At 63.3% G+C, this 24,636-nt stretch carries 21 protein-coding genes and 1 other RNA gene; 11 read left to right on the plus strand and 11 right to left on the minus strand.

What is annotated here, in order from left to right:
• Nucleotides 1-2 precede the first annotated feature (2 nt).
• The 6 genes from yghU to AC56LW_RS06980 form a co-directional block, all read right to left on the minus strand.
• A complete protein-coding gene (yghU, locus tag AC56LW_RS06955) occupies nt 3-845 on the minus strand; it encodes a glutathione-dependent disulfide-bond oxidoreductase (RefSeq protein ID WP_332533046.1) in 843 nt (280 codons plus the stop codon).
• A gap of 287 nt (nt 846-1,132) precedes the next feature.
• Nucleotides 1,133-2,023 carry an RNA polymerase sigma factor RpoH gene (gene rpoH, locus AC56LW_RS06960; RefSeq protein WP_332533047.1) on the minus strand — a complete coding sequence of 297 codons (891 nt, stop codon included), beginning with the start codon at nt 2,021-2,023 and terminating at the stop codon, nt 1,133-1,135.
• Nucleotides 2,024-2,608: 585 nt separating this feature from the next.
• Nucleotides 2,609-3,529 (minus strand): permease-like cell division protein FtsX, encoded by a 921-nt coding sequence (gene ftsX, locus AC56LW_RS06965; RefSeq protein ID WP_499633100.1) that lies wholly within the window; start codon nt 3,527-3,529, stop codon nt 2,609-2,611.
• On the minus strand, nt 3,526-4,197 hold the full coding sequence (locus tag AC56LW_RS06970; RefSeq protein ID WP_183557109.1) for a cell division ATP-binding protein FtsE: 672 nt from the start codon (nt 4,195-4,197) through the stop codon (nt 3,526-3,528). Before AC56LW_RS06970 ends, ftsX begins: the two co-directional genes overlap by 4 nt.
• A 23-nt stretch (nt 4,198-4,220) precedes the next feature.
• The gene (ftsY, locus tag AC56LW_RS06975; protein ID WP_499633102.1) at nt 4,221-5,351 is read right to left on the minus strand and encodes a signal recognition particle-docking protein FtsY; all 1,131 of its coding nucleotides are present in this window, start codon (nt 5,349-5,351) and stop codon (nt 4,221-4,223) included.
• Between the two features lie 99 nt (nt 5,352-5,450).
• On the minus strand, nt 5,451-7,148 hold the full coding sequence (locus AC56LW_RS06980) for a thiamine pyrophosphate-binding protein (RefSeq protein WP_499633104.1): 1,698 nt from the start codon (nt 7,146-7,148) through the stop codon (nt 5,451-5,453).
• 350 nt (nt 7,149-7,498) lie between these two features.
• Between AC56LW_RS06980 and AC56LW_RS06985 the strand changes: the two genes are divergently transcribed.
• The 8 genes from AC56LW_RS06985 (at nt 7,499) to AC56LW_RS07020 (ending at nt 16,517) form a co-directional block, all read left to right on the plus strand.
• A complete protein-coding gene (locus AC56LW_RS06985) occupies nt 7,499-9,337 on the plus strand; it encodes a hypothetical protein (protein WP_499633106.1) in 1,839 nt (612 codons plus the stop codon).
• A gap of 44 nt (nt 9,338-9,381) precedes the next feature.
• On the plus strand, nt 9,382-9,585 hold the full coding sequence (locus tag AC56LW_RS06990; protein ID WP_499633108.1) for a hypothetical protein: 204 nt from the start codon (nt 9,382-9,384) through the stop codon (nt 9,583-9,585).
• A gap of 142 nt (nt 9,586-9,727) precedes the next feature.
• Nucleotides 9,728-10,075, plus strand: an RNA gene (gene rnpB, locus AC56LW_RS06995) — RNase P RNA component class A.
• Nucleotides 10,076-10,133: 58 nt separating this feature from the next.
• Nucleotides 10,134-11,627 carry a glycerol kinase GlpK gene (glpK, locus tag AC56LW_RS07000; RefSeq protein WP_499633110.1) on the plus strand — a complete coding sequence of 498 codons (1,494 nt, stop codon included), beginning with the start codon at nt 10,134-10,136 and terminating at the stop codon, nt 11,625-11,627.
• A gap of 180 nt (nt 11,628-11,807) precedes the next feature.
• Nucleotides 11,808-12,317, plus strand: a complete 510-nt coding sequence (locus AC56LW_RS07005; protein WP_332533054.1) for a Csu type fimbrial protein — start codon at nt 11,808-11,810, stop codon at nt 12,315-12,317.
• A 12-nt stretch (nt 12,318-12,329) separates the two neighbouring features.
• Complete coding sequence (locus AC56LW_RS07010) at nt 12,330-13,055, plus strand: fimbrial biogenesis chaperone (RefSeq protein ID WP_332533055.1); 726 nt, start codon at nt 12,330-12,332, stop codon at nt 13,053-13,055.
• A gap of 14 nt (nt 13,056-13,069) precedes the next feature.
• On the plus strand, nt 13,070-15,529 hold the full coding sequence (locus AC56LW_RS07015) for a fimbria/pilus outer membrane usher protein (protein ID WP_499633113.1): 2,460 nt from the start codon (nt 13,070-13,072) through the stop codon (nt 15,527-15,529).
• Nucleotides 15,530-15,533: 4 nt separating this feature from the next.
• Nucleotides 15,534-16,517, plus strand: a complete 984-nt coding sequence (locus AC56LW_RS07020) for a Csu type fimbrial protein (RefSeq protein ID WP_332533057.1) — start codon at nt 15,534-15,536, stop codon at nt 16,515-16,517.
• On the opposite strand, the gene AC56LW_RS07025 is transcribed toward AC56LW_RS07020, so the two are convergent.
• Complete coding sequence (locus AC56LW_RS07025) at nt 16,481-18,820, minus strand: putative bifunctional diguanylate cyclase/phosphodiesterase (RefSeq protein WP_499633115.1); 2,340 nt, start codon at nt 18,818-18,820, stop codon at nt 16,481-16,483. The genes AC56LW_RS07020 and AC56LW_RS07025 overlap by 37 nt on opposite strands.
• A 270-nt stretch (nt 18,821-19,090) precedes the next feature.
• Between AC56LW_RS07025 and AC56LW_RS07030 the strand changes: the two genes are divergently transcribed.
• On the plus strand, nt 19,091-20,650 hold the full coding sequence (locus AC56LW_RS07030) for a sensor domain-containing diguanylate cyclase (protein ID WP_499633117.1): 1,560 nt from the start codon (nt 19,091-19,093) through the stop codon (nt 20,648-20,650).
• 159 nt (nt 20,651-20,809) lie between these two features.
• Entirely contained in the window at nt 20,810-21,217 is a 408-nt protein-coding gene (locus tag AC56LW_RS07035) for a response regulator (RefSeq protein WP_499633119.1), read from the plus strand.
• Nucleotides 21,218-21,249: 32 nt separating this feature from the next.
• Here AC56LW_RS07035 and udk read toward each other — a convergent pair whose 3' ends face one another.
• The 4 genes from udk to AC56LW_RS07055 all read right to left on the minus strand — a co-directional run bounded on the left by udk (nt 21,250) and on the right by AC56LW_RS07055 (nt 23,703).
• Complete coding sequence (udk, locus tag AC56LW_RS07040) at nt 21,250-21,891, minus strand: uridine kinase (protein ID WP_499501002.1); 642 nt, start codon at nt 21,889-21,891, stop codon at nt 21,250-21,252.
• An 85-nt stretch (nt 21,892-21,976) separates the two neighbouring features.
• Nucleotides 21,977-22,234 (minus strand): hypothetical protein, encoded by a 258-nt coding sequence (locus AC56LW_RS07045; protein ID WP_499633121.1) that lies wholly within the window; start codon nt 22,232-22,234, stop codon nt 21,977-21,979.
• A 283-nt stretch (nt 22,235-22,517) separates the two neighbouring features.
• A complete protein-coding gene (locus AC56LW_RS07050) occupies nt 22,518-22,907 on the minus strand; it encodes a response regulator transcription factor (RefSeq protein WP_499633123.1) in 390 nt (129 codons plus the stop codon).
• A gap of 160 nt (nt 22,908-23,067) precedes the next feature.
• Complete coding sequence (locus tag AC56LW_RS07055; RefSeq protein WP_499633125.1) at nt 23,068-23,703, minus strand: response regulator; 636 nt, start codon at nt 23,701-23,703, stop codon at nt 23,068-23,070.
• 503 nt (nt 23,704-24,206) lie between these two features.
• Here AC56LW_RS07055 and mraZ point away from each other — a divergent pair.
• Entirely contained in the window at nt 24,207-24,635 is a 429-nt protein-coding gene (gene mraZ / locus AC56LW_RS07060; protein ID WP_183557569.1) for a division/cell wall cluster transcriptional repressor MraZ, read from the plus strand.
• Nucleotide 24,636: the final 1 nt, after the last annotated feature.

Below are 24,636 nucleotides of genomic sequence, written 5' to 3' on the forward strand. Positions count from 1 at the left end.
GGTCAGTCGAGGTCGGCAGCGCTGTGGCGTTCCAGCACCTGGTCTTCCGCCGGTCCGAACGAGCGGTTGACCTTGCGTCCACGCACCACGGCGGGCCGCGCCGCGATCGCATCGGCCCAGCGTTTGACGTGCTTGTATTCGTGCACCGCCAAGAATGTGGCCGCGTCGTACAACTGACCGAGCACCATGCCGCCATACCATGGCCAGATGGCCATGTCGGCGATCGTGTAGTCGTCGCCGGCCATGTAGCGGTTGTCGGCCAGATGGCGGTCGAGCACGTCGAGCTGGCGCTTGGTTTCCATCGCGTAGCGGTCAATCGGGTATTGCAGCTTTTCCGGCGCATACGCATAGAAGTGGCCGAAGCCGCCGCCCATGAATGGCGCCGAACCCATCTGCCAGAACAGCCAGTTCATCGTTTCGGTGCGCGCCACGCCATCTTTCGGCAGGAACGCGCCGAACTTCTCGGCCAGGTACACGAGGATCGCACCCGATTCGAACACACGCACGGGCTCGGCGCCACTGCGGTCGACCAGAGCAGGAATCTTCGAATTCGGGTTGGCGTCGACAAAGCCGCTCGAGAACTGCATGCCTTCGTTAATGCGGATCAGCCAGGCATCGTACTCGGCACCGGCATGGCCGGCGGCCAGCAGTTCTTCGAGCATGATCGAGACCTTCACGCCATTGGGCGTGGCCAGCGAATACAGTTGCAGCGGATGCTCGCCCACCGGCAGCGCCTGGTCGTGCGTCGGTCCTGCGACCGGGCGATTGATATTGGCAAAGGCGCCGCCCGGGGTGGCGGGCGGGGTCCAGACGGCTGGTGGGACATACGGCGTTGAATCAGGCATGGCTTTTCCTTGAGCTGACGTGTCAGAAGAACCATTCTAGCCAATGGGCGGCAAACGTGTCGGCGGCGGCTACACGTGTTCAAGTTACCCCGGTCTTGTGGCGGCCACGTTTTGTTGAACGCGTGGACGGGAAACCCGTCCACCCTACAGAAAAAATACCGTAGGGTGGGCGGCTATGCCGCCCACGCGTTCAACGCAACAAAAATCTGCCGAGGCGACGTCGGAGAAAGCAAAGCCGCATAAGAAAAAACCCCGCCGAAGCGGGGTTTGGGAGATGGCAGGGCGGCTCAGACAAACGCCGTCAGCGCACCCTTCATCTTTTTGAGTGCAGCCGACTCGATCTGGCGAATACGCTCGGCCGACACGCTGAATTCTTCCGCCAGCGTGTGCAGCGTGGCGCCCGAACCGTCGTCGTTGGCCAGCCAGCGCGCTTCGATGATGCGGCGCGAACGCGGGTCCAGCTTGCCGAGCGCCGATTCCAGGCCTTCGGACTGCAGGCGCGTGACCTGCTGCGCTTCGATGACCTTGGTCGGCTCCTGCTGCTCCGACGACAGGTAGGCGATCGGCGAGAACTTGTCGTCTTCATCGTCGGTTGGCGACTCGAGCGCGATATCGCGACCCGACAGACGGGTTTCCATCTCGATCACTTCTTCGCGCTTCACGCCCAGCAGCTTGGCCAGATCATCGACCTGACCCGGCGACATCGCATCCAGGCCGGTCTTGTTGCTGCGCAGGTTGAAGAACAGCTTGCGCTGCGCCTTCGTCGTTGCGACTTTGACCAGACGCCAGTTTTTGAGAATGTACTCATGCATCTCGGCCTTGATCCAGTGCATCGCGTACGACACCAGGCGCACGCCCTGGTTCGGGTCGAAACGCTTGACTGCCTTCATCAGGCCGATATTGCCTTCCTGGATCAGGTCGGCGTGTGGCAGGCCGTAGCCCAGATAGCCACGCGCGATCGACACCACCAGGCGCAGGTGCGACAACACCATCTTTTGCGCTGCGTCGAGATCGTTATCGTCGCGCAGCCGCTTTGCCAGCGACATCTCTTCTTCGTGCGTCAGCATTGGCAGGCGGTTCACTGCCGAAATGTACGCATCGATATTGCCGAGATTGCCGGTGAAACCTAGTCCCAGAGCACGATTGCCGGTCGGGACCAATGCGGATTGTGCGGACATGTTTATTTCCCTTTTAATAATCTTGCTGCATCCTGACAGGCCTCGGCCTCATGCCGGTGACGCCATCCTGAAGCGAATATCGCTTCGTCATGCGGATACTTTTGCTTGAAATTTGATTGCCTTGGACCATATATTAGCACTCCCCCAGAGAGAGTGCCAGAACGTGGCCGGAACTTAAGACTGTCCAAAGTATTGCCTATAGGAATTAAATCCACAGGCAAACTTACTGTAGAACAGCACTTGAATATTCGTTTGATTCAGCTCAAAACTGAGCCGATAAACACTGGAAATCGCGTACAGGTTCAGAGTAAGGCGCAACAGGCAAGCTTTCTGTTGAATAGCGCACGTACGACTGGGGAGGCCTGTAGGAGTTCTACGCAAGACAGCGTAGGGAAGTGCGACGTGACCGTAGGAGTATGTGCGCACTGCGGCGCATTCCGACAGCCAGGTAATTGGGGAGGCAGCACAACAGCCGCCTCGCCCTGCTCTGGAAGTGGTGGCACTTCCGGCATTTTCAACACCCTGAATCAATCTTTTTTATTCAGCAATATTGTAGGAGTGCCGCTGCCGGCACCCCTGTGCCCGTCAGCGTCCCCGCGCCAGGTGACGCCGTACCGACAGCATGGCGCCGATCAGGCCCAGTCCGGCACTGACGGCCAGCAAGCCGGTAATTTCCAGCCCGCCCAGCGGCGCCAACTGGAATTGCGAACCGTACAGCCGTGCAAATTCAGCGATGGCGCCATTCAGCGGGTGCAAGGCCAATGCGACCACGCCAAGGGCTACGCCGCCGGCGCACAGGCCGAGCAGGGCGCCCGTGTAGAAGAATGGGCGGTGAATGAAGTCATTGGTCGCGCCGAGCAGTTGCGAGACAGAGATTTCTTCTTTCTGCGTCAGCACCTGCAGGCGGATGGTGTTGAATACCACAGCGATGACGACGATGCCGAGCGTACCGGCCAGCAGCAAGAGGGCCAGGCGCAGGATGCCGAGCAGCGCGGCCAGGCGCTTGACCCAGGCCGAGTCGACCTGCACCGTCTCGACGCCCGGCAGTGCCCGCAGGCGCTCGGTGATGGCGTCGACCTGCGCGGCGGCGCCGGCACTGGCAAAGCCGCCCAGCTTCATCACGTAACTGTCCGGCAGCGGGTTCTCGCCCAGCGTTTCCAGCACGCCGCCCAGGCTGCTGCGTGCCTTGAGCGATTCCAGGGCTTCCTCGCGCGGCACGAACATAACTTCGCCCTTGCCCTGCGCGACGATCTGGCGAATCTGCGGCAGCAAGGCCTGTGCATCGGGCCGGCTGACATCCTCGCGCATGAACAGGCTGATTTCGGGGTCGACCGACAATTGCTCGGACAGCGGCCGTACATTGTCGAGCAGGGTCAGGCCGGCGAACGGCAGCGTGAGCGCCAGCGCTACGACGAGCACGTTGAACAGGAAGCTGCCGGGCGACTTGCGCACGGTCGACAGCGCGGCCACCAGGGCGAAGCGGTGCTGGCGCAACCACGGGCTCATGCTGCACCTCCGACCAGTTGGCCATTTTCCAGGCGGATGACGCGCTCGGCGCGCTCCAGCACGTAATCGTCGTGGGTCGAGATGACGCACGTGACGCCCACCGCATGGAACGAGCGCAGCGCATCGAGCACCTTGTCGGCCGCGACGCGGTCGAGGTTGGCCGTGGGTTCGTCGGCCAGGATGATCTGCGGCCGGTTGACGATCGCACGGGCCACGGCCACGCGCTGCTGTTCGCCGCCGGACAGTTCCAGCGGCATCGCGCGGGCGCGGTCGAGCAGGCCGACCTTGTCGAGCGCCGCGCGGGCGCGCTGCTCGGCTTCGGCCGTGCGCGCACCGGTCACCAGCATCGGCAGCATCGTATTGGCCAGGATATTGCGGTCGTTGAGCAGGCGCTGCTGCTGGAAGATGATGCCGATATTGCGGCGCAGGAACGGGATCCCGGCTGGCTTGATGCGCCCGACGTCATGCCCGCTGACGATCACCTTGCCGCTGGTGGGCCGCTCGACGCCGGCGACCATTTTCATCAGGGTCGACTTGCCCGCGCCCGACGGGCCGGCCAGGTAGACCAGCTCGCCCTTGCCGATGGCGAGCGTGACGTCGTGCAGCGCGTAGCTGCCCTGCGCGTCGCCGTGCGTGTACTGCTTCGATACTGACTGGAATGCAATCATGGTGTCCTTGTTCGATCAGCCGCTCAGCCGAGCAGCGCGTCGACGAATTCTTCGGCATTGAATGGCTGCAGGTCTTCCAGCTTTTCGCCCACGCCGATGAAGTACACGGGAATCGGGCGGTTCTGGGCGATCGCGGCCAGCACGCCACCCTTGGCGGTACCGTCGAGCTTGGTAACGACCAGGCCCGTCAGGCCCAGTGCATCGTCAAACGCCTTGACCTGCGCCAGCGCGTTCTGGCCCGTGTTGCCATCGATGACGAGCAGGATTTCATGGGGTGCACCCGCCATGCCCTTGCCGATCACGCGCTTGATCTTCTTCAGTTCTTCCATCAGGTGCAGCTGGGTCGGCAGGCGGCCGGCCGTGTCGATCATGACGACGTCGGTACCGCGCGCCTTGCCCGACTGGACCGCATCAAACGCGACGGCGGCCGGATCGCCCGACTGCTGCGAAATCACGGTGACGTTATTGCGCTGGCCCCAGACCATCAATTGCTCGCGCGCGGCGGCGCGGAACGTGTCGCCCGCAGCCAGCAGCACCGACTGGTCGAAGCTTTGCATGTGCTTGGCCAGCTTGCCGATGGTGGTGGTCTTGCCGGCGCCATTGACGCCCGCGATCATCATCACCAACGGGTCGTGGCGGCCCAGTTCGAGCGGCTTTTGCAATGGCAGCAGCATCTCGATCATCAGGCTCTTGAGCGCCGTCTTGACGGCGGGTGCGTCGAGCAGCTTGTCTTCCTTGACCTTGCGGCGCAGTTCGGTAAGCAGATGTTCGGTGGCGCCGATGCCGGCGTCGGACATCAACAGCGCCGCTTCGAGTTCGTCGTACAGGTCTTCGTCGATGCGCGCACCGACGAACAGCAGCGACAGGTTGCTCGAGGTCTTGGACAGGCCGGCCTTCAGGCGCGCCATCCACGATTGCTTCTTTTCCAGCTCGGTGGTGGGGCGCTCGGCGGTTTCCGGGAACAGGTTGCCGCCTTCGTGCAGCACGCTGACCTCGGTCTTGACCTCGGGCTTGGCGTCCTTCTTGATGTCGGGCTTGGCCACGGCTGGCGCAGGTGGCGCCGGCCTGGTGACAGGCGCCGCGGGTGCAGCAGGTACAACAGGTTCCGGCGCCGGGGTATCGGGCGCTTTCTTTCTTTTGAAGAAGCTGAACATAGTGTCTGGTGGGGGACTTCGTGCGAACGCCGGCGGGGCCGGCGATGAAAAAACGTGCGAATATTTTACCAGAGCAGCAATACGTTCCCGCTTTGCGCGTTAGCGTGCTCCTTTTGCGGCCTCGGCCTGCGCACGCATCATCTCGAGCGTGGCGTTCGGCGTGATCAGATTGCCGTCGTAGCGCAGCTCGATCACGGCGGGCAGCCGTTCCTGCGCCGTGTAGGCCAGCGCGCGCGCCAGCGCCGGTGCAAAGTCGGCGGTCTGGTCGACCACCTCACCATGGCCGCCATAGGCGCGCGCCAGCGCCGCGAAATCCGGATTGTGCAGGTTGGTGCCCGACACGCGGCCCGGATAGGTGCGCTCTTGGTGCATGCGGATCGTGCCGAACATATTGTTGTTGAAGACCAGGATCACGACGCCGGCGCCGTACTGCACGGCGGTGGCCAGTTCCTGGCCCGTCATCATGAATTCACCGTCGCCGGCAAAGGTCACCACGGCGCGCTCGGGATGCACGATCTTGGCCGCGACGCCGCTTGGCACCGCATACCCCATCGCGCCATTGGTCGGGGCCAGTTGCGTGCGCATGCCGCCATACCGGTAGAAGCGGTGCGCCCACGAGGCGTAGTTGCCGGCCCCGTTGGTGATGATCGCGTCTGGTGGCAGCGCATCCTGCAGATCCTGCACCACTTGCCACAGGTCGAGCGGGACGCCTTCGCGCAGCAGGGCAGGCTGCGCCTGCCACGCAGCCAGATCGCCCCTGGCCTGCGTCACATTGGCCTGCCAGCTTGCGTCGACCGGGTCCATCGCGGCGAGCATGGCGCACGCCTGCGGCATGCCGGCCGCGATCATCAGTTCGCCCTGGTACACGCTACCCAGTTCTTCGGGATCGGGGTGGATGTGCACCAGGCGCTGGGCCGGCACGGGTGCAGAAAGCAAGGTGTAGCCGCCGGTCGTCATTTCACCCAGGCGCGGGCCGATGGCGATGACCAGGTCAGCGTCTTTCACGCGTGCGGCCAGCTTCGGATTGATGCCGATGCCCACGTCGCCAATGTAGTTCGGATGCGCGTTGTCGAGCAGGTCCTGGAAGCGGAACGTGCAGCCCACCGGCAGGTGATTGCGTTCGGCGAACTGCGCCAGGTCGGCGCAGGCCTGCGCGGTCCAGGTGCCGCCGCCCAGCAGCACGACCGGACGCTCGGCCTCGGCCAGCATCGTGCGCAGTTGCGCGATCTGCTCGGCGGATGGCGCCCCGTGCGCTGGCGTATAGGCGCGCGTGTCGGCGACCTCCGCCAGCGACACCAGCATGTCTTCGGGCAGCGCCAGCACCACCGGGCCCGGGCGGCCGCTGGTGGCGACCTGGAACGCGCGCGCCAGGTATTCGGGGATGCGGTCGGCGCGGTCGATCTGGGCCACCCACTTGGCCATCTGGCCGTACATGCGGCGGTAGTCGATTTCCTGGAACGCCTCGCGGTCGACGAAGTCGTTGCCTACCTGGCCGATGAACAGGATCATCGGCGTGGAATCCTGGTACGCCGTGTGCACGCCGATCGACGCATTGGTGGCGCCCGGCCCACGCGTGACAAAGCAGATGCCCGGCTTGCCGGTGAGTTTGCCATAGGCCTCGGCCATGAACGCCGCGCCCCCCTCCTGACGGTTGATCACGAACCGGATGTTCGAATCGTGCAGCGCGTCGAGCACGTCCAGGTAGCTTTCACCCGGGACACCGAAGGCGGTATCGACGCCGTGAATGGAGAGGGCATCGACCAGAATCTGGCCTCCGGTGCGGGAAGGGTGCGTCATGGGGGGATCATCCTTGATGTTTTGGCTTAGGTATTTTATGTGAGCGGTTGACACGCGGCTTTTGAAATGGCGACACGAATTATCAGAAAAGACAGGTGTGCCGGTTGTCCGCTGTCGGCATGTACGACGTCGGCGTGACCAACAGTGCAGATAATCGGTGCTCCGTAAAGTCATTGACATAGCCGATGTTGAGCGATAACCTTCCCATAAGGGCTGGAGACGCCCCGCTGGATCGTCGGCGCCGCCAACGCCGAGAGCAAGTCTCACGTATCGAAACATCGAACGACAATCATTGCGACACACGCCCATTAATCCATTTCACTTCCCACTGGCGGCCTCGGGGATGTTGGATGGAACCTATGGAGAACGCTGTGTCTAATCAAATCAAACCCCCGTCAACGCCTGGTTATTTGCTCCTGCGCGATGGCCACGCTGTTCCACTGCACGGAATCTCCCCTGACCATATCAAGGCAGGGGCCAAAGAACGTGTTTCAAACCTCGACATCGATTCCATAAGACATCGGCAGTGCTTGACAGCTATTGTTGATCGCCTTGGTTTTGCCGGTGACTTCGGCACTTTCCAGCAGCAAGGCTGGCCCGAATTCCAGCGCTTCCTCAATCGAAAAGGTTGTACTCGCCAGGCCGGACTTTTCCCATCGGAACATGGCGGCTGTATCGACTTGCACTTCGGTACATACGGAGGACCGAGGCCGCGCGAGCTTGCAGACCGCATTTTTGCAGATTCAGACACGATTCCAACTCGCGTGTTTCTTGGCTACGGCGTTAATTGGCAAGTTTGGGACAGTGGTAATGGCATCGTCGCGCCGGTCGAAGCCATTGCATCAATCGGCACCGATGCAAACACTGCAGCACAGTATGCGAAAGAACTATTCGGATATCGTCACGATCTGGCAGGTCAGTGGGGTTTCCTTGACGACAAACTGATCGATGGCCCGTTACTGACTGTCGTGGACAAAAGTTACTGGCCGCCCGGTTCTTCTAAAGAGGAACGGCATCGGCACCTGGAGAAGGTCACTGCTGCAGTCAAGGCGTTTCGAAAGGTATTCGACTCCCGGCGCAATGGATGGGTTGATGTCCTTCCCTACAATAATAATCTCGTCGTACTTCGTGCACACGATGGCTGTTGGAACGTCTTATGGCGAAACTACAGGGAAACAGAACCTCCACGAGCCATGCAGTCGGAAGATGATTCTGATCTGGACGTAGAAGATATGCCCTCGTGTCTGAGGAGTCGGGTAGCGCATCAGCGCGCGATCTATTTGCGGCAAGACCTCTGGGACGAGAGGGAAAAGCATGACGCCGAGCAGGCGTTCTACGATCGGGGCGGGAGCATTACTGAACGCCAGATGACTGACAACACGGCGGTCATGACAGTGTGGCTGCGTCAGCAGGGGAAACTCCCTGTACCCGAATTTGTTTCTCACGATCGAGATCTGCCGCCGGGCTTCAGCGTGGTAGCTCTCGGCGGACGTGTGGTTGCGGTGAGTGAGATGATCAGCGTCGGTGAATTTCGAAGCATGCTCCGTGATAGCGGTTACGGCGAGCGACAGCGAGAGCGAAGTGAACCGTGGAGCCGAGCCAACGAAGACGTTTCTAATGAAATGCCGGTAGGTGCTTCGTGGTTTGACGCACAGGCGTTCTGCGCTTGGAAGGAAAAGGAGCTCGGCGTCATGCTTAGACTTCCAACGCGAGATGAACTTCGTACGCTTCGTCCAGCCTTCTCGCCGCACTATGAGCGGCTTGCGATGCTTGATTTTCCATGGGAACACTACCCGCCGCGCCCCATTTTGGACGCTACGAGAGTAATGCAGGAGCATGAAGTACCCTCGGCCGTTGCCTGGTCCGAACCGCGGTTTTTGGGACATGGGAAGGACGTACCTGAGTTCCCTGAAGACAGCGGGTTGTCGCTCACGTCGCGCAAGCGCTGGATTACGGACTTTCCGCCCCGTGCTCCGTGGAAGAGTTCAATACCTATCGCGCAGTACCATGGACTTACGTTCATTGATGCATGGGATACCTGCGAGTGGTGTCAGGAAAAGGGTTGGGTAAGCGGTCGTTTCTGGGAAGGTGCGATTGGTGCAAGCTCTTGGGGAGGTTACAAGAACATGAAGACGACTTTCAGACTTGTTATGGATATTGAGGACCTAAACCGCAGGCCACCAAACTGAGCATTTTTTATATCAGGAGAAAATTATGAGCAAGAATAGCGGAAATGGACATGCGTCTCAGGGCGCAGGTAAAAGCTCGGGGTCAGGTAAAAGTTCAGGAGGCGGCGCTGGTGGCCGACCTGGCGCCGGCGCTGGAAAAGGTCCTGGCAATGCAGGTGGTTGGCCAAGCACAACAGGAGGGGTTTCTGGGGGAAATCGCAGCAATGGTAAAGCACGCTGACACCGGCTTGTTCAACCTACCGGGATGACACCGGGCATCTGACATAAATATTAGTCGGGTATTGGGAAGGCGAGGCCGGCACGAACACCTGTCGGCTATACCTGTAATTCGCTTGCAGCGTCGGCAAGGATTGCGGCGCTGCGCCCAGCCATCGGTTACAATGCCCCCGTGAAGCAGGCCAGGCAGTCGCTGGTCCACGCCGCAAGGTCGTGGACGGGAGGAAGGTCCGGACTCCATAGAGCAGGGTGACGGTTAACGGCCGTCCGCCGAAATCCGCTGGCGCAAGCCAGTGGTACAAGGCGAGGAATAGGGCCACAGAGACGAGCGTATTTAGTTACGGTGAAACGCGGTAACCTCCACTCGGAGCAATTCCAAATAGGCACGCGTTGATGTTGCTCGCGGAGCGTGCGGGTAGGAAGCTTGAGCGCTGGAGTAATTCAGCGCCTAGAGGAATGATTGTCCAAGTGTCGCCGCAAGGTGGCATTACACAGAATCCGGCCTATCGGCCTGCTTTACACATAATTCATGACGCGCACCGCTCGGTGCGCGTTTTCCCCGGTCGTTCCGGAGACCGCATTGACCCACTACATCCTCGCCCTCGACCAGGGCACCACCAGTTCGCGTGCGATCGTGTTCGACGACGCCGGTACGGCCGTGGCCAGCTGCCAGCGCGAATTTCCCCAGCATTTCCCGCAACCCGGCTGGGTCGAGCACGATCCGGCGGACATCTGGGCCAGCCAGCTTGCCTGCGCGCGCGCCGCACTGACCGACAGCGGCATCGACCCTGCGCGCATCGCCGCGATCGGCATCGCGAACCAGCGTGAGACGACGCTCCTGTGGGACCGCGTTACCGGCGAACCCGTGGCCAACGCCATCGTCTGGCAAGACCGGCGCACGGCCGGCGCCTGCGACCGGCTGCGCGAGGCGGGCAGGGCGGCCATGATCGCCGAACTGACGGGCCTGGAACTGGACGCGTATTTTTCCGCCACCAAACTGCAATGGTTGCTCGATCATGTCCCGGGAGCCCGCAAGCGGGCCGAGCGGGGCGAGCTGGCGTTTGGCACCGTCGACAGCTATCTGGTGCACCGCCTGTGCGGGCGTCACGTGACCGATACCAGCAACGCCGCGCGCACGATGCTGTTCAACATCCACACGCTGGCCTGGGATGACGCCTTGCTGGCGCTGTTCGACATCCCGCGCGCGGTGCTGCCCGAGATCGTGCCCAGCAGCGGCCTGGTGGGGCATGCCGCCGCTGAATGGTTCGGCCACGCGATTCCAATTGCCGGCATTGCCGGCGACCAGCAGGCAGCCACCTTCGGCCAGGCGTGTCACCGCAAGGGCATGGTCAAGAATACCTATGGCACCGGCTGCTTCATGCTGATGCATGCGGGCGCCACGCCACCGGTATCGCATCACCGATTGCTGTCGACCGTTGGCTGGACGCTCGACGGGCGCAGTGATTACCTGCTCGAAGGCAGCGTCTTCATGGGTGGGGCGACGGTGCAGTGGTTGCGCGATGGCCTGGGCATCATCCGCCAGTCGCGCGACGTCGAGGCGCTGTCCACGAGCGTGCCCGACAGCGGCGGCGTGATGCTGGTGCCGGCGTTCACCGGCCTGGGCGCGCCGCACTGGGATCCGTATGCCCGCGCCACCATCCTTGGCATGACGCGTGGCACGACCGCTGCCCACATCGCGCGCGCCGCGCTCGAGGCGATTGCCTACCAGAGCGCCGAACTGCTTACCGCGATGCAGAAGGACGCCGCCTGCGCCGTTACCGAACTGCGCGCCGATGGCGGGGCGGCGCGCAACGACTTGCTGATGCAATTCCAGGCCGACCTGCTCGGCATCCCCGTGGTGCGCCCGCGCGTGACCGAAACGACGGCGCTGGGCGCCGCCTGGCTTGCCGGCCTGGCGTGCGGCGTCTGGGAGTCGCCCGCCGCACTCGAACACCAGTGGCAGGTCGATACCTGTTTCGAGCCCCGCATGGAGGACGAGCGCCGTGCGGCACTGATGGCACGTTGGGCACGGGCCGTTGCACATGCACGGTCCTGGACCGAACCGATGGATTAAGTCATCCGCTGGATGACAATGATGCAACGAGTGTTGCAAAAAACTAGCAAAGTGCGCAGATTCGGCAGAATTGAAAAAAGCACTTTGATTCCACCCGGAAACACATGTATCATATTTTCTGAGTTGAGCAAGACGATGCGCGTCGCGGTGACAGCGCCGTTGAATCTGGAGAATATGATGATGAGCACTTCGAAACGTATCCGTGTCATGGCTGCTGTCCTGGCTGCTGTCATGCCTTTCACCACGGGCGCCGCGGTGTATTCCAAGAGCAAGACCAGCACCTTTGACGTCACGATGCGCGTCGTGGCCGACTGCACCATCGCTGCCAACGGCATCGACTTCGGCCAGACCGGCGTGATCACCTCGGCGATCACGGGTTCGTCGAACATCAATGTCACCTGCACCAACACCACCCCCTACAATGTGGGCCTGGACGCCGGCACCGGCGCCGGTTCGAACGGCACCACGCGCTTTTTGAGCGGTACCGGCGCGAACGCCGACACCGTCGCCGTCAACCTGTACCGCACTGCGGGCTCGAGCCTGTGGGGCAATACCCAGGGCACCGACACGCTGGCCGGCACCGGTACCGGCACTGCGCAGACGCTGACCGTGTACGGTGAAATCCCGGTCCAGAAGGCACCGACGCCGGACAACTACAAATCGACGATCACCGCGACCATCTACTTCTGATAGGAGTCGTGCATGCGGGGTTTCTTCTCCATCGCGCTGGCGGCGGCACTGTGTTCCGGTACGGCGGCGCATGGCGCCAACCTGCAGATTTCACCGGTGTCGATCAGCTTCCAGCCGGGCCAGAATGCGGCCGGCATCCAGTTGCAGAACAATGGCGACACGCCGCTGTATGGCCAGGTCCGGGTGTATGCCTGGGACCAGCGTGACGGCATCGACGCCTTGACCCCGACCACGCAGCTCGTGGCCAGCCCGCCGATCATCGAGATTGCAGGCAAGAGTTCCCAGACAATCCGCCTCGTGCGCCGCGCTGGCACCCCGGCAACTCCTGGCAGTGCAGAACAGACCTACCGCATCCTGATCGATGAACTGCCGCGTGGCGACCCCCAGCAGGGCAATGTCGCGATCCGCCTGCAGTATTCGGTCCCGGCCTTCGTGCTGCCGAGCGACACGCAAGCTGCCCCGCAGCTCGAATGGAGCACCTTCCAGCGCGCCGGCGCCTGGCACCTGCGCGCCCGCAATACCGGCGCGCTGCATGCGCAGATCGGCGCCACCAGCGTGACGGTCGGCAGCCGCGACGTCGTGCTCAGCAAAGGCTTGCTGGGCTACGCGCTGCCGGGCCGCACGCGCGAATGGGCCTTGCCTGCCGACGTCGCCGCTGCACTGCCGGCGCCGCTCGCCATCGACACCAACGTCAACGCCAAGCCGCAGTCCGCCAAGGCGGCCGTCGCGCGCGACTGACGACCGGGGCCGCCATGCACACGCGCCACCGGGCGTGGCGGGCCCTGAGGTCGTCGTCCCTGTCCACCTGCCTGCTGGCCTTGAGCGTCACCCCCATCGCGGCAGCGGCCGCCATGGTTGCCGCTGCGCCGGCGTCGGCGTCGCTGGCCGCGCTCGAGGCGCAGGCCGGCCTGGTTGCCGCCCAACCCACCGAACTGTATCTGGACGTCTCGATCGATGGTCAGCCCACGGGTCTGCTCGTCTCCGTGATCCAGCAGGACGCCAGCCTGCGCATGACGGTCGAGAGCCTGCGCGAACTGGGCCTGGACCCGGCGCGCTTCGGCGTGGCCGACCGCACGGATTTTCTGCTCGATGAGATCGACGGCATGACCTGGCGCTACGACAGCGCCGCCCAGACGCTGGCGCTGACCCTGTCGGATCGCCTGCGCGTCGCGCGCGTGATCAGCGCGCGCACGGTGCGCGCCAGCGGCGCCGGCCAGGCCAGCCGCGGCATGCTGCTGAACTACAACGTGTTCGCCCAGAGCAGCGGCGGCTCGGTGGCCAGCAATCTCGACCTGCGTTATTTCGATCCGCACGGCAGCTTGACCAGCACCGGCGCGGCCATCCTGCGCGGCGAAGAACGCGGCTACACCCGTTACGACACCACCTGGACTTACGCCAACCAGGACCGCTTGACCACCGTGCAACTGGGCGACACCGTCACCCCGGCGCTGAGCTGGTCGCGCGCGCTGCGCCTGGGCGGCATCGAGTGGCGCCGCAACTTCGAGCTGCGCCCGGACCTGGTGACCTATCCGGTGGCCTCGATTGCCGGTTCGGCCGTCGTCCCCACGAGCGTGGACCTGTTTGTCAACAACGTGCGCCAGTTCAGCACCAGCGTGCCCACCGGCCCGTTCGTGGTCGACCAGGTGGCGGGCCTGAACGGCGCCGGCCAGGCCACCGTCATCACGCGCGATGCGCTGGGACGCGAAGTGGCCACCACGCTGCCGCTGTACGTCGACACGCGCCTGCTGGCGCGCGGCCTGACCGATTTTGCCGTCTCCCTTGGCGCGCTGCGGCGCGATTATGGCGTGGCATCGTTCCGCTACGGCGGTCCGGCGGCGGTGGGTTCGATACGCCATGGCTGGACCGACCGCCTGACGCTGGAAGGACATGCCGAAGCGGGCAGTGGCCAGGTGCTGCTGGGCGGCGGCGTGCTCGCGCGCGTGCCGGGCGCCGGCGTGGCCAGTGGCGCACTGGCGGCCAGTGCCGGCCGTTACCGGGGCTGGCAAGCCACGCTTGGGTACCAGTATGTGTCGCCACGCTTCGCGCTCGACCTGCAATCGATCCGCGCGAGCGCCGGCTTCGGCGACCTGGGCACGCTCGAAGGCACGCCGGTGCCGCGCGCGCTCGACCGGGCCAGCATCAGCACCGCGTTCGGCGGCAACAGCTTCAGCATGAACCTGATTCAGCTGCGCACGCCACTGGTGGCGGGCGTCGCGCCGGTGCTCGATCCGTTCGGCAACCCGCTGAACAGGCTGGCCGCGCCGGTCCCAGCCTTGTCCGCGAGCCCGGCCCTGGCGACGCGTACCGTGTCGCTGGCCTGGTCGCGCAGCGTCGGCCTGCGCGGTTACTTCAGCCTGGGCGCGTTCCAGGATCTCGAGCGGCGTGCCGAACGGGGCATCACGGCTACCTTCAGCATGGCCTTCGATTCGCGCGTGGCGGTCAATGCCAATGCGGGGCGCCAGCGCGGTGAGCAGGTGGCGTCGGTGTCGATGGGGCGCGCACCGGACTTCGACGGTGGCCTCGGCTGGGCCGTCCAGGCAGGCAAGACCGGGGCGCAGCGCTACGACCAGGCCCAGGTGCAATACCTGGGCGCGCACGGCCGCGCGATCGTATCGACACAGCGCGTGGGCGAGAGCCGCAACACGAGCCTGGATGTCAGCGGCGCCGTCGTCGCGATGGATGGCGCCCTGATCACGGCGCGCAATGTCGGGCGCGGTTTCGCGCTCGTCTCGAGCGGCGCGCCCGATCTGCCGGTGCTGCAGGACAATCGTCCGATCGGCCGCACCGACCGCAATGGGCGCCTCCTGGTGCCCGACCTGCAACCATACGCCGCCAGCCGGATCGCGATCGACCCGTCGTCGCTGCCATCCGATACCCGCATCCCGCACACGGTCCTCGAGATCGTGCCGCGTCAGAATGCCGGCGTGGTGGCGCGCTTTGCGATCGAACGCTACGCGGCCGCAACGCTCACGCTGGTGCGCGCCGATGGCACGGTGCCCGACGTCGGCACGCTTGCGCGCCTGGATGGCAGCGAACTGACGGCGATGGTCGGGTACGATGGCGTGCTGTTCATCGAAGGGCTGCGCGCGCAGAACCGCGTGCGCGTCGGCAGCGGCAAGGCGGTGTGCGAAGTACGTTTCGACTACAAGCCGGTGGCGGGCGAACTGCCCGTGATCGGACCGCTGGTTTGCCAGCCCCTGCAAGGAGAATGACCAAATGACCGCAATCTGCCGCCTGATCCTGATGACCGTTACGCTGTGGTTGCTGGCCGCCACCGCGGCGCGCGCCGACAACTGCGTGGCCACGATGACCGATGTCGACTTCGGTGTCGTCAGCCCCATTGCGGGCAGCGACGTCACGGCCAGCGGCACGCTGACCGTCACCTGCTACTGGACCATCGGGACCAATCCGCTGCTGCTGCCGGCGGCGAACGTGTGCGTCAACCTGGGCGTGGGCCCGGGCGGCAGCACCGGCGCCCCGCGCTACCTGCTCAACGGCAGCAACCGCCTGGCCTTCAACCTCTACACCGACAGCTCGTACACGGCGGCCAAGATCTGGGGCAGTACCGCCAGCACCATTGGCGCCAGACCGATCAACGGGACGCTGGTGGGTTTGCTGGGCCTGGGCGGGGTGACGCAAAGCTTCACCGTGTACGGCAAGATTCCTGCGGCGAGCCTGGTGGGCGTGGCCACGGTCGGCAATGCCGATACGCTCTATGGCGCCAGCTTCGCCGGCCACGGCACCGTGCAGTACGGCTTTGGCAGCGTGCCGTGCACGGGCGGGGCCAGCGCGGCATTCTCGTTCCAGGCGCGCGCCACGGCGGTCAATAATTGCCTGATCAGCACCAGCAACCTGGCCTTTGCCAGCGGCAGCCCGATCACCGACCAGCGCATCAGCGCGCCGCTGAGCGTGGCCTGCACGGCCAACAGCACGTACCAGATCGCGCTGAACGGCGGCGTGTCGAACAATCCGGGTGCGCGCACGATGAAGAACAGCGTGACCGGGGAAACGCTGACCTACCGGATCTCGGCCACGCCCGACGGCCAGGCCTGGGGCGACGGGCAGGCCGGTACCACGGTCTACAGCGGCACCGGCACCGGCAGCGCGCAGAACGTCATGATGTACGGGATCGTGCCAAGCCAGCGCGCCCCGACGCCGGGCGACTACCGCGACACGGTGACGGTGTTGCTGATGTTCTGATGGTGTGACGGGAGGGCGGCTTCGAGTTGGCTGATCAGTTCGCCCAGCGGCATCGGGCGGGAGAACAGGAAGCCCTGCATGCAGGGTTTGCCGTGCGATGCGAGAAACTGCGCCTGCTCGCGGGTTTCGATGCCTTCGGCGACGACGCGCAGGCCAAGCTGGCCGGCCATGGCGAGAATGGACTTGACCAGTGCCGTGCCATTCACGTCGTGCGGCATGTCGCGCATGAAGCCCTTGTCGATCTTCAGTTCGTACAACGGCATTTTCTGCAGGTAGGCCAGGCTCGAGTAGCCAGTGCCGAAGTCGTCGATCGAGAACCGGATGCCCAGCTCGGCCAGCACATGCATCCGGGCGACGGTGGCCTCCATGTTCTCGACCAGCAGGCCCTCCGTCAGTTCGAAGATCAGCTGGGTGGCGGGCACGCCCGTTTCGGCAAGAATCGAGCGCACCACGTCGACGAAGTCGGCTTGCTGGAACTGGCGCGGGCTGACGTTGATCGACAGCGGCAGCGCGTGGCCGGCGCGGGACAGGTGCAGCCAGGACAGGCATGCCTGCCGCAGCACCCAGGTTCCCAGCGGTACGATCAAGCCGGTTTTTTCGGCGATCGGGATGAATATGTCGGGTGGCACCAGTACGCCATCGGCACGGCGCCAGCGCAACAGCGATTCCGCACCGATCGGTTGGCCATCGGGGCTGACCTGCAACTGCAGGTGCAGCGCGAACTCGTCGTTGTCGAGGGCATTGCCCAGGTCGCGTTCGAGCATCAGCGTATTTTCGGCGGCGGCCAGCATGGTCGTCTCGAACAGGGCGGCACCATTGCGCCCCGCAGCCTTGGCATGGTACATCGCCGTATCGGCTTCGCGCAGCAGGTCCTGGGCGGTCTGCTCGGGCCGGGTGGGCAGCGAAATGCCCACGCTCCCTGACGACTGGTAAACCTGGCCATCGATCTCGATGGGCCGGCGCAGGGCGGTGCCGACGCGCTCGGCCAACGCGACTGCAGCAGCGGTGGCAGCGGCGGCGTCGTCGCCCAGGTGCTCGGCCAGCACGACGAATTCGTCGCCGCCGAGGCGCGCCACGGTATCGCGCCGGTGGACGGTCTCGCGCAGGATGCCGGCCACGTGTTTCAGCAGGGCGTCCCCGGTCGCATGGCCGCGGGCATCGTTGACGCTTTTGAAGTTGTCGAGGTCGAGATACAGCACGGCCCCGATGCCGTCGCCACGCTGCGCCCTGTCGACCAGGGTACTGAGGCGCTCCATCAGCAGTCGCCGGTTCGGCAATTCGGTCAGCACGTCGTAGAACGCCAGCTTGCGGATCGATTCGGCGGACTGGCGCTTCTCGGTGATGTCGCGGCCGACGGCCACCCAGTGCGTGATCGGTCCGCCTTCGCCGGCGAACGGCACGATATCGACTTCCACCCAGCGGGGTTCGCCTGCTTTCGTGTAATTGATCAGTTGCGCCGACGCCGGTTCGTAGCGCGCCATTGCATCCGACAGGGCGGCGACGGTGTCGGTGCAGGTTTCCGGCCCATGCAGGGCATGCAGGCTTTGCCCGATGATTTCGTCGATGCGATATCCGCTGTGGCGCTCGAACGCGGCGTTCGCGAAGATGATCGGTTGATGCGAGGTTGTCCCGGGAATCGCCTGGACGATCAGCACCATGTCGTGCAGGCCCGCGAGTGCCGCCGAGGTCAGGCGCCATTCCTGGTTCACACGGCGCAGTGCGATTCGTTCCTGCTCGAGCGATTCGGACACGGCGTCAGCCTTGTTCAGCGAGCGTGACAAGCCTTTGAGCACGCTGCCCGCCGTCAGCGTCCCCAGCGTGCCGACGCACACATAGTTCAGGGTGAAAATCAGCGTGCCCACGGCCGAGTCACGCGCGAAGTTGCCGATGGTGAGCTCGCTGTGGCCGGCCATGCCAAGTCCCACCATCGAGAGCGCGCCGGCCGCGATCGTCACATACGCAGCGCGCTGGCCCAGCAGAATCACGGCGATGACGGGTGTGGCAAGAAGGTAGCAAAGGCCGACCGCGCCGACCATCACGATCGAACCGACGCCGACGAAAAACATCATGGCAAGGAAGCTGATCACCCTGGTCGTGTGCGGCAGGCGGTCGAGACGCCAGATCGCCAGGATCCATACCAGTGCGAGGGTGTCCATCAAGGCGACCTGCGGGTAACCCTGATAGGCGGCGACCAGCGCGTTTGGCACGGCAACGACCAGTGCCAGTACCAGCACGGCCGACATCAGCGTGGCGAAGGCGCGTACGCGCCACCTCAGCAGGTCCTGATTGATTCTATGGGGCATTCAGGCTATCCAATAATCCAACGATTGTCATTTTAATTTCATCTGGGAAACATTCTATCACTTTGTATCCTGATTCCCGGGTGGCACACGGCGCTTGTTTCCATCGTGTTGCGCATTTGCGACCAGCGCTGTCAAGCCCATGCTCGTCGTTATTGCATGCGTCTTAAGCCATGAACAGAGCACGAGTTTACGTTCTTCTCGGCAATACATTCCTCACGATAACTATTAAGCTGTCGGGAAATAATCTCACTTGCCGTACTGCACCTGCCCATGCCACCCACCGCCAATCCAGATGTGCTTCGCCTGCAACGCCTCGACGAGCGGCGCAGACCGCTGGTCGTGCGCTCGATCATTTTGATGGCAGGCTTTTGCCTGTTGCTGATTGGCCTGCATGCGTGGAGCTTGTGGGCATCGCGCCAGGGCGAACTGGACCAGACGGCGATCAGCACCGAGAACATGGCGCGTGCCCTGGCGTCCCACGCCGAGCGCTCGCTGACGGTCGCCGACTCGGTCCTGGCGGAGATGGTCGAACGGGTCGAGCTGTCAGCGACCACGCCGCTCGACCTCGCGCGCCTGCATGCGCGGATGGCGCGCATCACCCGCACCAGCGAAGAGGTGCGGGAGGTGTTCATCTACGACGCCGAGGGCAAGCGCCTGGCGACCTCGCTGCCATCGGTATTGCCGGGCAACATTCTGGACCGCGAGTATTTTCGGTATCACATGATCCATACTGACCTGGGCACGCGCATCGGCAAGCCGATCTTCAGCCGTTCCACGGGTATCCAGACCATTCCCGTGTCGCGCCGGATCAATCGCCCTGATGGCAGTTTCGGCGGCGTCGCGATGGCCTCGCTCAATCTCGATTTCTTCGGCAAGTTCTACGACAGTTTCGATGTCGGCCGCACCGGTACGATCATCCTGGCCATTGACGACGGCACCTTGCTGTACCGCCGTCCGTTCAATGCCGCGATGGTGGGGACGAGCATCAGCAACGGCCCCGTGTTCCAGACCTATGCCAAATCGGGGCCGGTCGGCACCGGGATGATGAGGTCCAGAATCGATGGCGTCGAGCGCCTGTACAGCTACCGCCACCTGGACGGCTTTCCGCTGCTGGTGGCGACCGCCCAGGCGAAGGACGAAATCCTGGACGGCTGGTGGATGGCGGTGATCAAGATGAGCTGCGTCGTCGTGTTCGCCGTGTGCATGCTCGGCTGGGGCGGGCACCGCATGATCAGCCAGTTGCGCCTGCGCGAGGCGCTGGAGTCCGAATTGCGCGCGGCGCGCAGTGCGCTCGAACTGCACAATGTATCGCTGCGCCACCTGGCCGACGTCGACGCCCTGACCGGGCTGGCCAACCGGCGCCGCTTCGATGAAGTGCTGGCCCTGGAATACGAGCGCGGGCGGCGCAGCGGGCTGCCGTTTTCGCTGATCCTGCTCGATGTCGACCATTTCAAGAAATTCAATGACCGCTATGGCCACGTCGCCGGCGACGCGTGCCTGCGCCGGGTTGCCGAGGCGATCGCGTCAGGGCCGCGGCGCCCGACCGACCTGACGGCGCGCTATGGCGGCGAAGAGTTCGCGATCATCCTGCCGGATACTGACAACGACGGCGCCCGCGCGGTGGCCGAGAACATCCGCTGCGCCGTGCAGGCGCTCGGCCTGGCGCACGAGGGAAGTGCCTACGGCCACGTTTCCATCAGTCTCGGGGTCCATACCTGCAACCAGGCCGATGGCACGTGCGCGGGGCCGCTGGCCGCCATCGAAGCCGCTGACCGCCTGTTGTACCAGGCGAAGATGGGCGGGCGCAATCGCCTGGTCGCCGGTCCGTAGCAGCGGCCGGCAGCGTGGGGCTGGACGATTGCCTCACATTGTCGGGACATCGGCCGGACATGCCGCAACGCCACGCTGGTTGCTCGTCTATACTGTATTGATGATGCCAACAACCAGCAGGACCCCTCCAAAGCGATTTACCGGAAGCCAGACTGTGCAATGACCAAGACAGACAATGCTGCCAAAAAAGTCATCCTGGTGGTCGAAGACCTTCCGTTTGACGCTGAATTCACACTGCAGGCGCTGGAAAAATTCGAAGGCAGATTCGATGTCGATGTCGCGCGCGACGGTTGGGATGCGCTGGTCCTGATGAAGCAACGTCATTTCGACCTCATCCTGATGGACCTGAAGATGCCCCGGATGGATGGGTTCGAAACGATGATCCTGATGCGGGGCTACCAGTTACAGCACGAGGTGCCGTTGATCATCCTGACCAACTCGGATCTCGACGCCGACCGCGAGCGTGCCCGCACGCTTGGCGCCGCCGACTATGTCCACAAGTCGGGCGACCTGGCCGGGTTCAGATCCGCGCTGCAGGCCGCCGTTGAAAAGCACATGCGCTCCTGAATTGCCCGTGCGCGCCGCGCGCCGTGCGGTATTCAGGGCCGCTTCGACCGGCCGATGATGCTCGCGACCTTGGTGGTGATCATGTCGACCGCCGGGCCGTTTGCGCCATGGGGCAGGATCACGTCGGCATTGCGCTTGGTGGGTTCGATGAACTGCTTGTGCATCGGCCGCACCGTGTCCAGGTACTGGCTGACGATGCTCTCCAATGAACGGCCGCGTTCGGCAATATCGCGCTGCATGCGGCGGATGAAGCGCACGTCGGACGCCGTATCGACAAAGATCTTCAGCGACATCATGTCGCGCAGATCGGCGTCGTACAGCGCGAACAGCCCTTCGACGACGATCACGGGTGCCGGCTTGACGGGAATGGTCTTGTCCGAGCGGTTGTCGATCGTGAAATCGTACTCGGGCATTGCGATCGCCTCGCCATTGCGCAGCGCCTGGACGTGCTGGATCAGCAACGGCCAGTCGAACGCGTGCGGATGATCGTAGTTCTGCTTGCGGCGCACTTCAGGGGGCAGGTCGGACTGGTCGCGGTAGTAATCGTCCTGCATCACGATCGAGACCATGTCGGCACCGAACGACGCCAGTACCTGCTGGGAGACCGTGGACTTGCCACTGCCGCTGCCACCGGCGACCCCGATGACGAACGGCATAAAAGGAATGGAATTCATCCCTGCATGATACCGGAGAGGCGTGCAGGCCGACAGGGCAGGCCTGGTAATGACCAGGCAATGACCTGGCTCGATTGTCAGTGCGTCAGAAGTAGACGGTGACGCGGCCGGCGTCCGGGCCGGCGCTGCGCAGCGATGGCGCCGCCGGGGCGTCCAGAAGATACGGTGTGGCCGGGCTGGCGCACTGCACCTGCACGGCGGCGCCGGCATTGATCGAACAGGTGGCCACGATCGTCAGGCGCGCTTCGAAGCTTGCCGACACCACGCGTGCATCCGCGCCAACCGGCAAGGTCAGGGTGGCGGTGGCCAGCAGAGCAGCAAGGAAACGGAGGGAGCGCGACATGCTTTGTGTTCGGGGCAAATAGCCGGTAGATGATCGATAAAGACCATCATAGCCACTTTGGCAGCGGCGTGCGCGAGCGCAGTGCGGGGCAGTGCGAGCAGGGGATGTAGCGGTATTTCGGGATTGACGGTATTTACTAGCTGGTTCGACCGGATGTGTCGCGCAGGTCGCGCACTGGACGCCTGAAAATTGCGATAAAGATAAACACAGTTGTCGATTTTGCGGTTTTATAGCGAATTAGAGAATAGTCTCTAAAAGCAATATTAGTTTCAAAAAAGAAATATCAGAGCGTGTTTTCAGGCAAATTCGCCAGCAATCCCGATACCGCGTCGACCAGTTCGATCGGGCTGAACGGCTTGACGATGTACAGATCGGCGCCAGCCGCCATGCCGGCTGCGACGTCGCTTTGCTGGCCGCAGGCCGACAGCAGCACGATCTTGACGCCGGCATTGGCGGGATCCTGCCGCAGGCGCGCGCAGACGTCCAGGCCGCTCTCGCCGGGGCCGAGCCAGATATCGAGCATGACGACGTCGGGCCGCTCGGCCGAAAACCTCGCGAGCGCCTGTTCGGCGTTGGCCGCTTCGACGATGCGGCCCAGAGCCTGCAGGCTCAGTGAAATCAGCAGGCGCAGTTCGTCCTGGTCATCGACGACAAGAATGGTATTAGCGGGCATCGCCGTGCTCCTGCCGTGGGTAGGGGCCGATGATGCCGGCCGGGTCGAACCGCAGTGTCGACGGGAGGGGCAGGATCGGCAGGAAGGCCAGGGTGGCGGTCATGGATGGGCTGGCATCGAAGGCGCGTCGGTGCGCCGAGCATAGCAGTTCAGTTGCTGATCAAGCGCGCGCCAGACCGTGTTCGACAGCGGCGCGCAGTTCGCCAAACGGCACCGGCTTCGGGAACACCGGGATATCGGCCGGCAAGCCCATGGCCTTGATCGTTGCACGGTCCAGGCCGCTCACCACGATCATGCTCATGCCAGCGCTGCCGCTGTCTTCGCGTAGCGTGCGGATCATGCGGAACCCGTCCATGCCCGGCATGTTGAGGTCGCTCACCAGCAGGTCGGGCCGCTCTTCGCCGATGCGGATCAGGGCCTCGAAGCCGTTGTTGGCCTTGACGACGTTCAGGTCCATGCCCCAGCCGGCCATCTCGAGTTCGTACAGGCGCAGCATCAGGGGATCATCGTCCACCACGAGTACGCGGCGCGTCGATGACGCCGAGGCGACCGGCGTGGCCGGTGGCGGCGCGTGCGCGGCAATGGCAATACGGCGCCCTTCGACCAGGCGGTTGACCGATTCCAGCGTGATGCGGCGATGGCCGCCAGCGGTGCGCCACGCCTGCAGCGTGCCGCTCTCGACCCACAGTTGCACCGTGCGATGCGACACGCCAAGGACCGCTGCCGCCTCCTTGGTTGAGCAATAGTCGGCGGCGTTGTACGGTGCGGCCGGCTGCAGGTCGGGTGAATTTTTCATATTTACTGATGTTACGTTTTAAGTTTCCCAAAGTCAAAATAGTTAACCGGAAAAATGAATGATTCATTAAACCAAAAGTCGTTATCCGGTGCTGCAAAGCGGAGCATAGCGCATTGGCAAGTTCTTGGGTTACATCAGAGTGCTGGATGCCCGTACAGTGGTTTCAAACACACGCTGGTTGTTACTTTACGTCAATTTTATTCTTTGCCTTGCGCTTGCACAAACGTAAATATGTGGTTGCAGAATGAGGCCGGACCTTCACTGTAACGGCTAAGTCCCTAATTTAAAGGAATATTTTGAATTGTCGAGTACCCCAAACATACACCTAAGTCATTGGTTTCATTGGCAAAATTAGGAAAGCACGGTTGGGATTTCGCTTGACCGTCAACATTGCTTCCACTAAAGTGGGAAACAGTGTGAAAAAGTGTCGATTTGTGGGAAGAAATCCAGATCCCGGCGCCAGACAACAACGACCAACCGAATTCTCCAAGCTAGGCATTTACGTGTTCCAGGGCGCGTCAGCGATCAACCTCGATGCAAAAGGGCGGATGTCCATTCCAGCCAAGCATCGTGACGCCCTGACACTTCAGTGTGAAGGTCGCGTCACGCTGACCAAGCACCCACAGGGCTGCCTGTTGTTCTTTCCGCGCCCGGTGTGGGAAGAGCATCGCAAGCAGATCGCTGCCTGGCCGATGTCGGCCCGTTCGTGGCAGCGTATTTTCCTTGGCAATGCCGTCGATGTCGAGCTCGACAGCGCCGGACGGATCCTGATCTCCCCCGAGCTGCGCGCTGCAGTCGGGCTCGAGAAGGAAGTGATGATGCTCGGTATGGGCAGCCACTTCGAAATCTGGAACGCCGCCAAACTGGCCGAGGACGAGGCCGCAGCTGTGGCTGGCGGCATGCCGGATGTACTTTCCAATTTTTCTTTCTGAG

This window comes from Telluria sp. LT2P80, from assembly GCF_059685955.1.

What these genes read in the sequence shown, in the direction of transcription:
- yghU (WP_332533046.1), bottom strand. Translation starts at nt 845, where the DNA reads ATGCCTGATTCAACGCCGTATGTCCCACCAGCCGTCTGGACCCCGCCC.
- rpoH (WP_332533047.1), bottom strand. Translation starts at nt 2,023, where the DNA reads ATGTCCGCACAATCCGCATTGGTCCCGACCGGCAATCGTGCTCTGGGA.
- ftsX (WP_499633100.1), bottom strand. Translation starts at nt 3,529, where the DNA reads ATGAGCCCGTGGTTGCGCCAGCACCGCTTCGCCCTGGTGGCCGCGCTG.
- AC56LW_RS06970 (WP_183557109.1), bottom strand. Translation starts at nt 4,197, where the DNA reads ATGATTGCATTCCAGTCAGTATCGAAGCAGTACACGCACGGCGACGCG.
- ftsY (WP_499633102.1), bottom strand. Translation starts at nt 5,351, where the DNA reads ATGTTCAGCTTCTTCAAAAGAAAGAAAGCGCCCGATACCCCGGCGCCG.
- AC56LW_RS06980 (WP_499633104.1), bottom strand. Translation starts at nt 7,148, where the DNA reads ATGACGCACCCTTCCCGCACCGGAGGCCAGATTCTGGTCGATGCCCTC.
- AC56LW_RS06985 (WP_499633106.1), top strand. Translation starts at nt 7,499, where the DNA reads ATGGAACCTATGGAGAACGCTGTGTCTAATCAAATCAAACCCCCGTCA.
- AC56LW_RS06990 (WP_499633108.1), top strand. Translation starts at nt 9,382, where the DNA reads ATGGACATGCGTCTCAGGGCGCAGGTAAAAGCTCGGGGTCAGGTAAAA.
- AC56LW_RS07005 (WP_332533054.1), top strand. Translation starts at nt 11,808, where the DNA reads ATGAGCACTTCGAAACGTATCCGTGTCATGGCTGCTGTCCTGGCTGCT.
- AC56LW_RS07010 (WP_332533055.1), top strand. Translation starts at nt 12,330, where the DNA reads ATGCGGGGTTTCTTCTCCATCGCGCTGGCGGCGGCACTGTGTTCCGGT.
- AC56LW_RS07015 (WP_499633113.1), top strand. Translation starts at nt 13,070, where the DNA reads ATGCACACGCGCCACCGGGCGTGGCGGGCCCTGAGGTCGTCGTCCCTG.
- AC56LW_RS07020 (WP_332533057.1), top strand. Translation starts at nt 15,534, where the DNA reads ATGACCGCAATCTGCCGCCTGATCCTGATGACCGTTACGCTGTGGTTG.
- AC56LW_RS07025 (WP_499633115.1), bottom strand. Translation starts at nt 18,820, where the DNA reads ATGCCCCATAGAATCAATCAGGACCTGCTGAGGTGGCGCGTACGCGCC.
- AC56LW_RS07030 (WP_499633117.1), top strand. Translation starts at nt 19,091, where the DNA reads ATGCCACCCACCGCCAATCCAGATGTGCTTCGCCTGCAACGCCTCGAC.
- AC56LW_RS07035 (WP_499633119.1), top strand. Translation starts at nt 20,810, where the DNA reads ATGACCAAGACAGACAATGCTGCCAAAAAAGTCATCCTGGTGGTCGAA.
- udk (WP_499501002.1), bottom strand. Translation starts at nt 21,891, where the DNA reads ATGAATTCCATTCCTTTTATGCCGTTCGTCATCGGGGTCGCCGGTGGC.
- AC56LW_RS07045 (WP_499633121.1), bottom strand. Translation starts at nt 22,234, where the DNA reads ATGTCGCGCTCCCTCCGTTTCCTTGCTGCTCTGCTGGCCACCGCCACC.
- AC56LW_RS07050 (WP_499633123.1), bottom strand. Translation starts at nt 22,907, where the DNA reads ATGCCCGCTAATACCATTCTTGTCGTCGATGACCAGGACGAACTGCGC.
- AC56LW_RS07055 (WP_499633125.1), bottom strand. Translation starts at nt 23,703, where the DNA reads ATGAAAAATTCACCCGACCTGCAGCCGGCCGCACCGTACAACGCCGCC.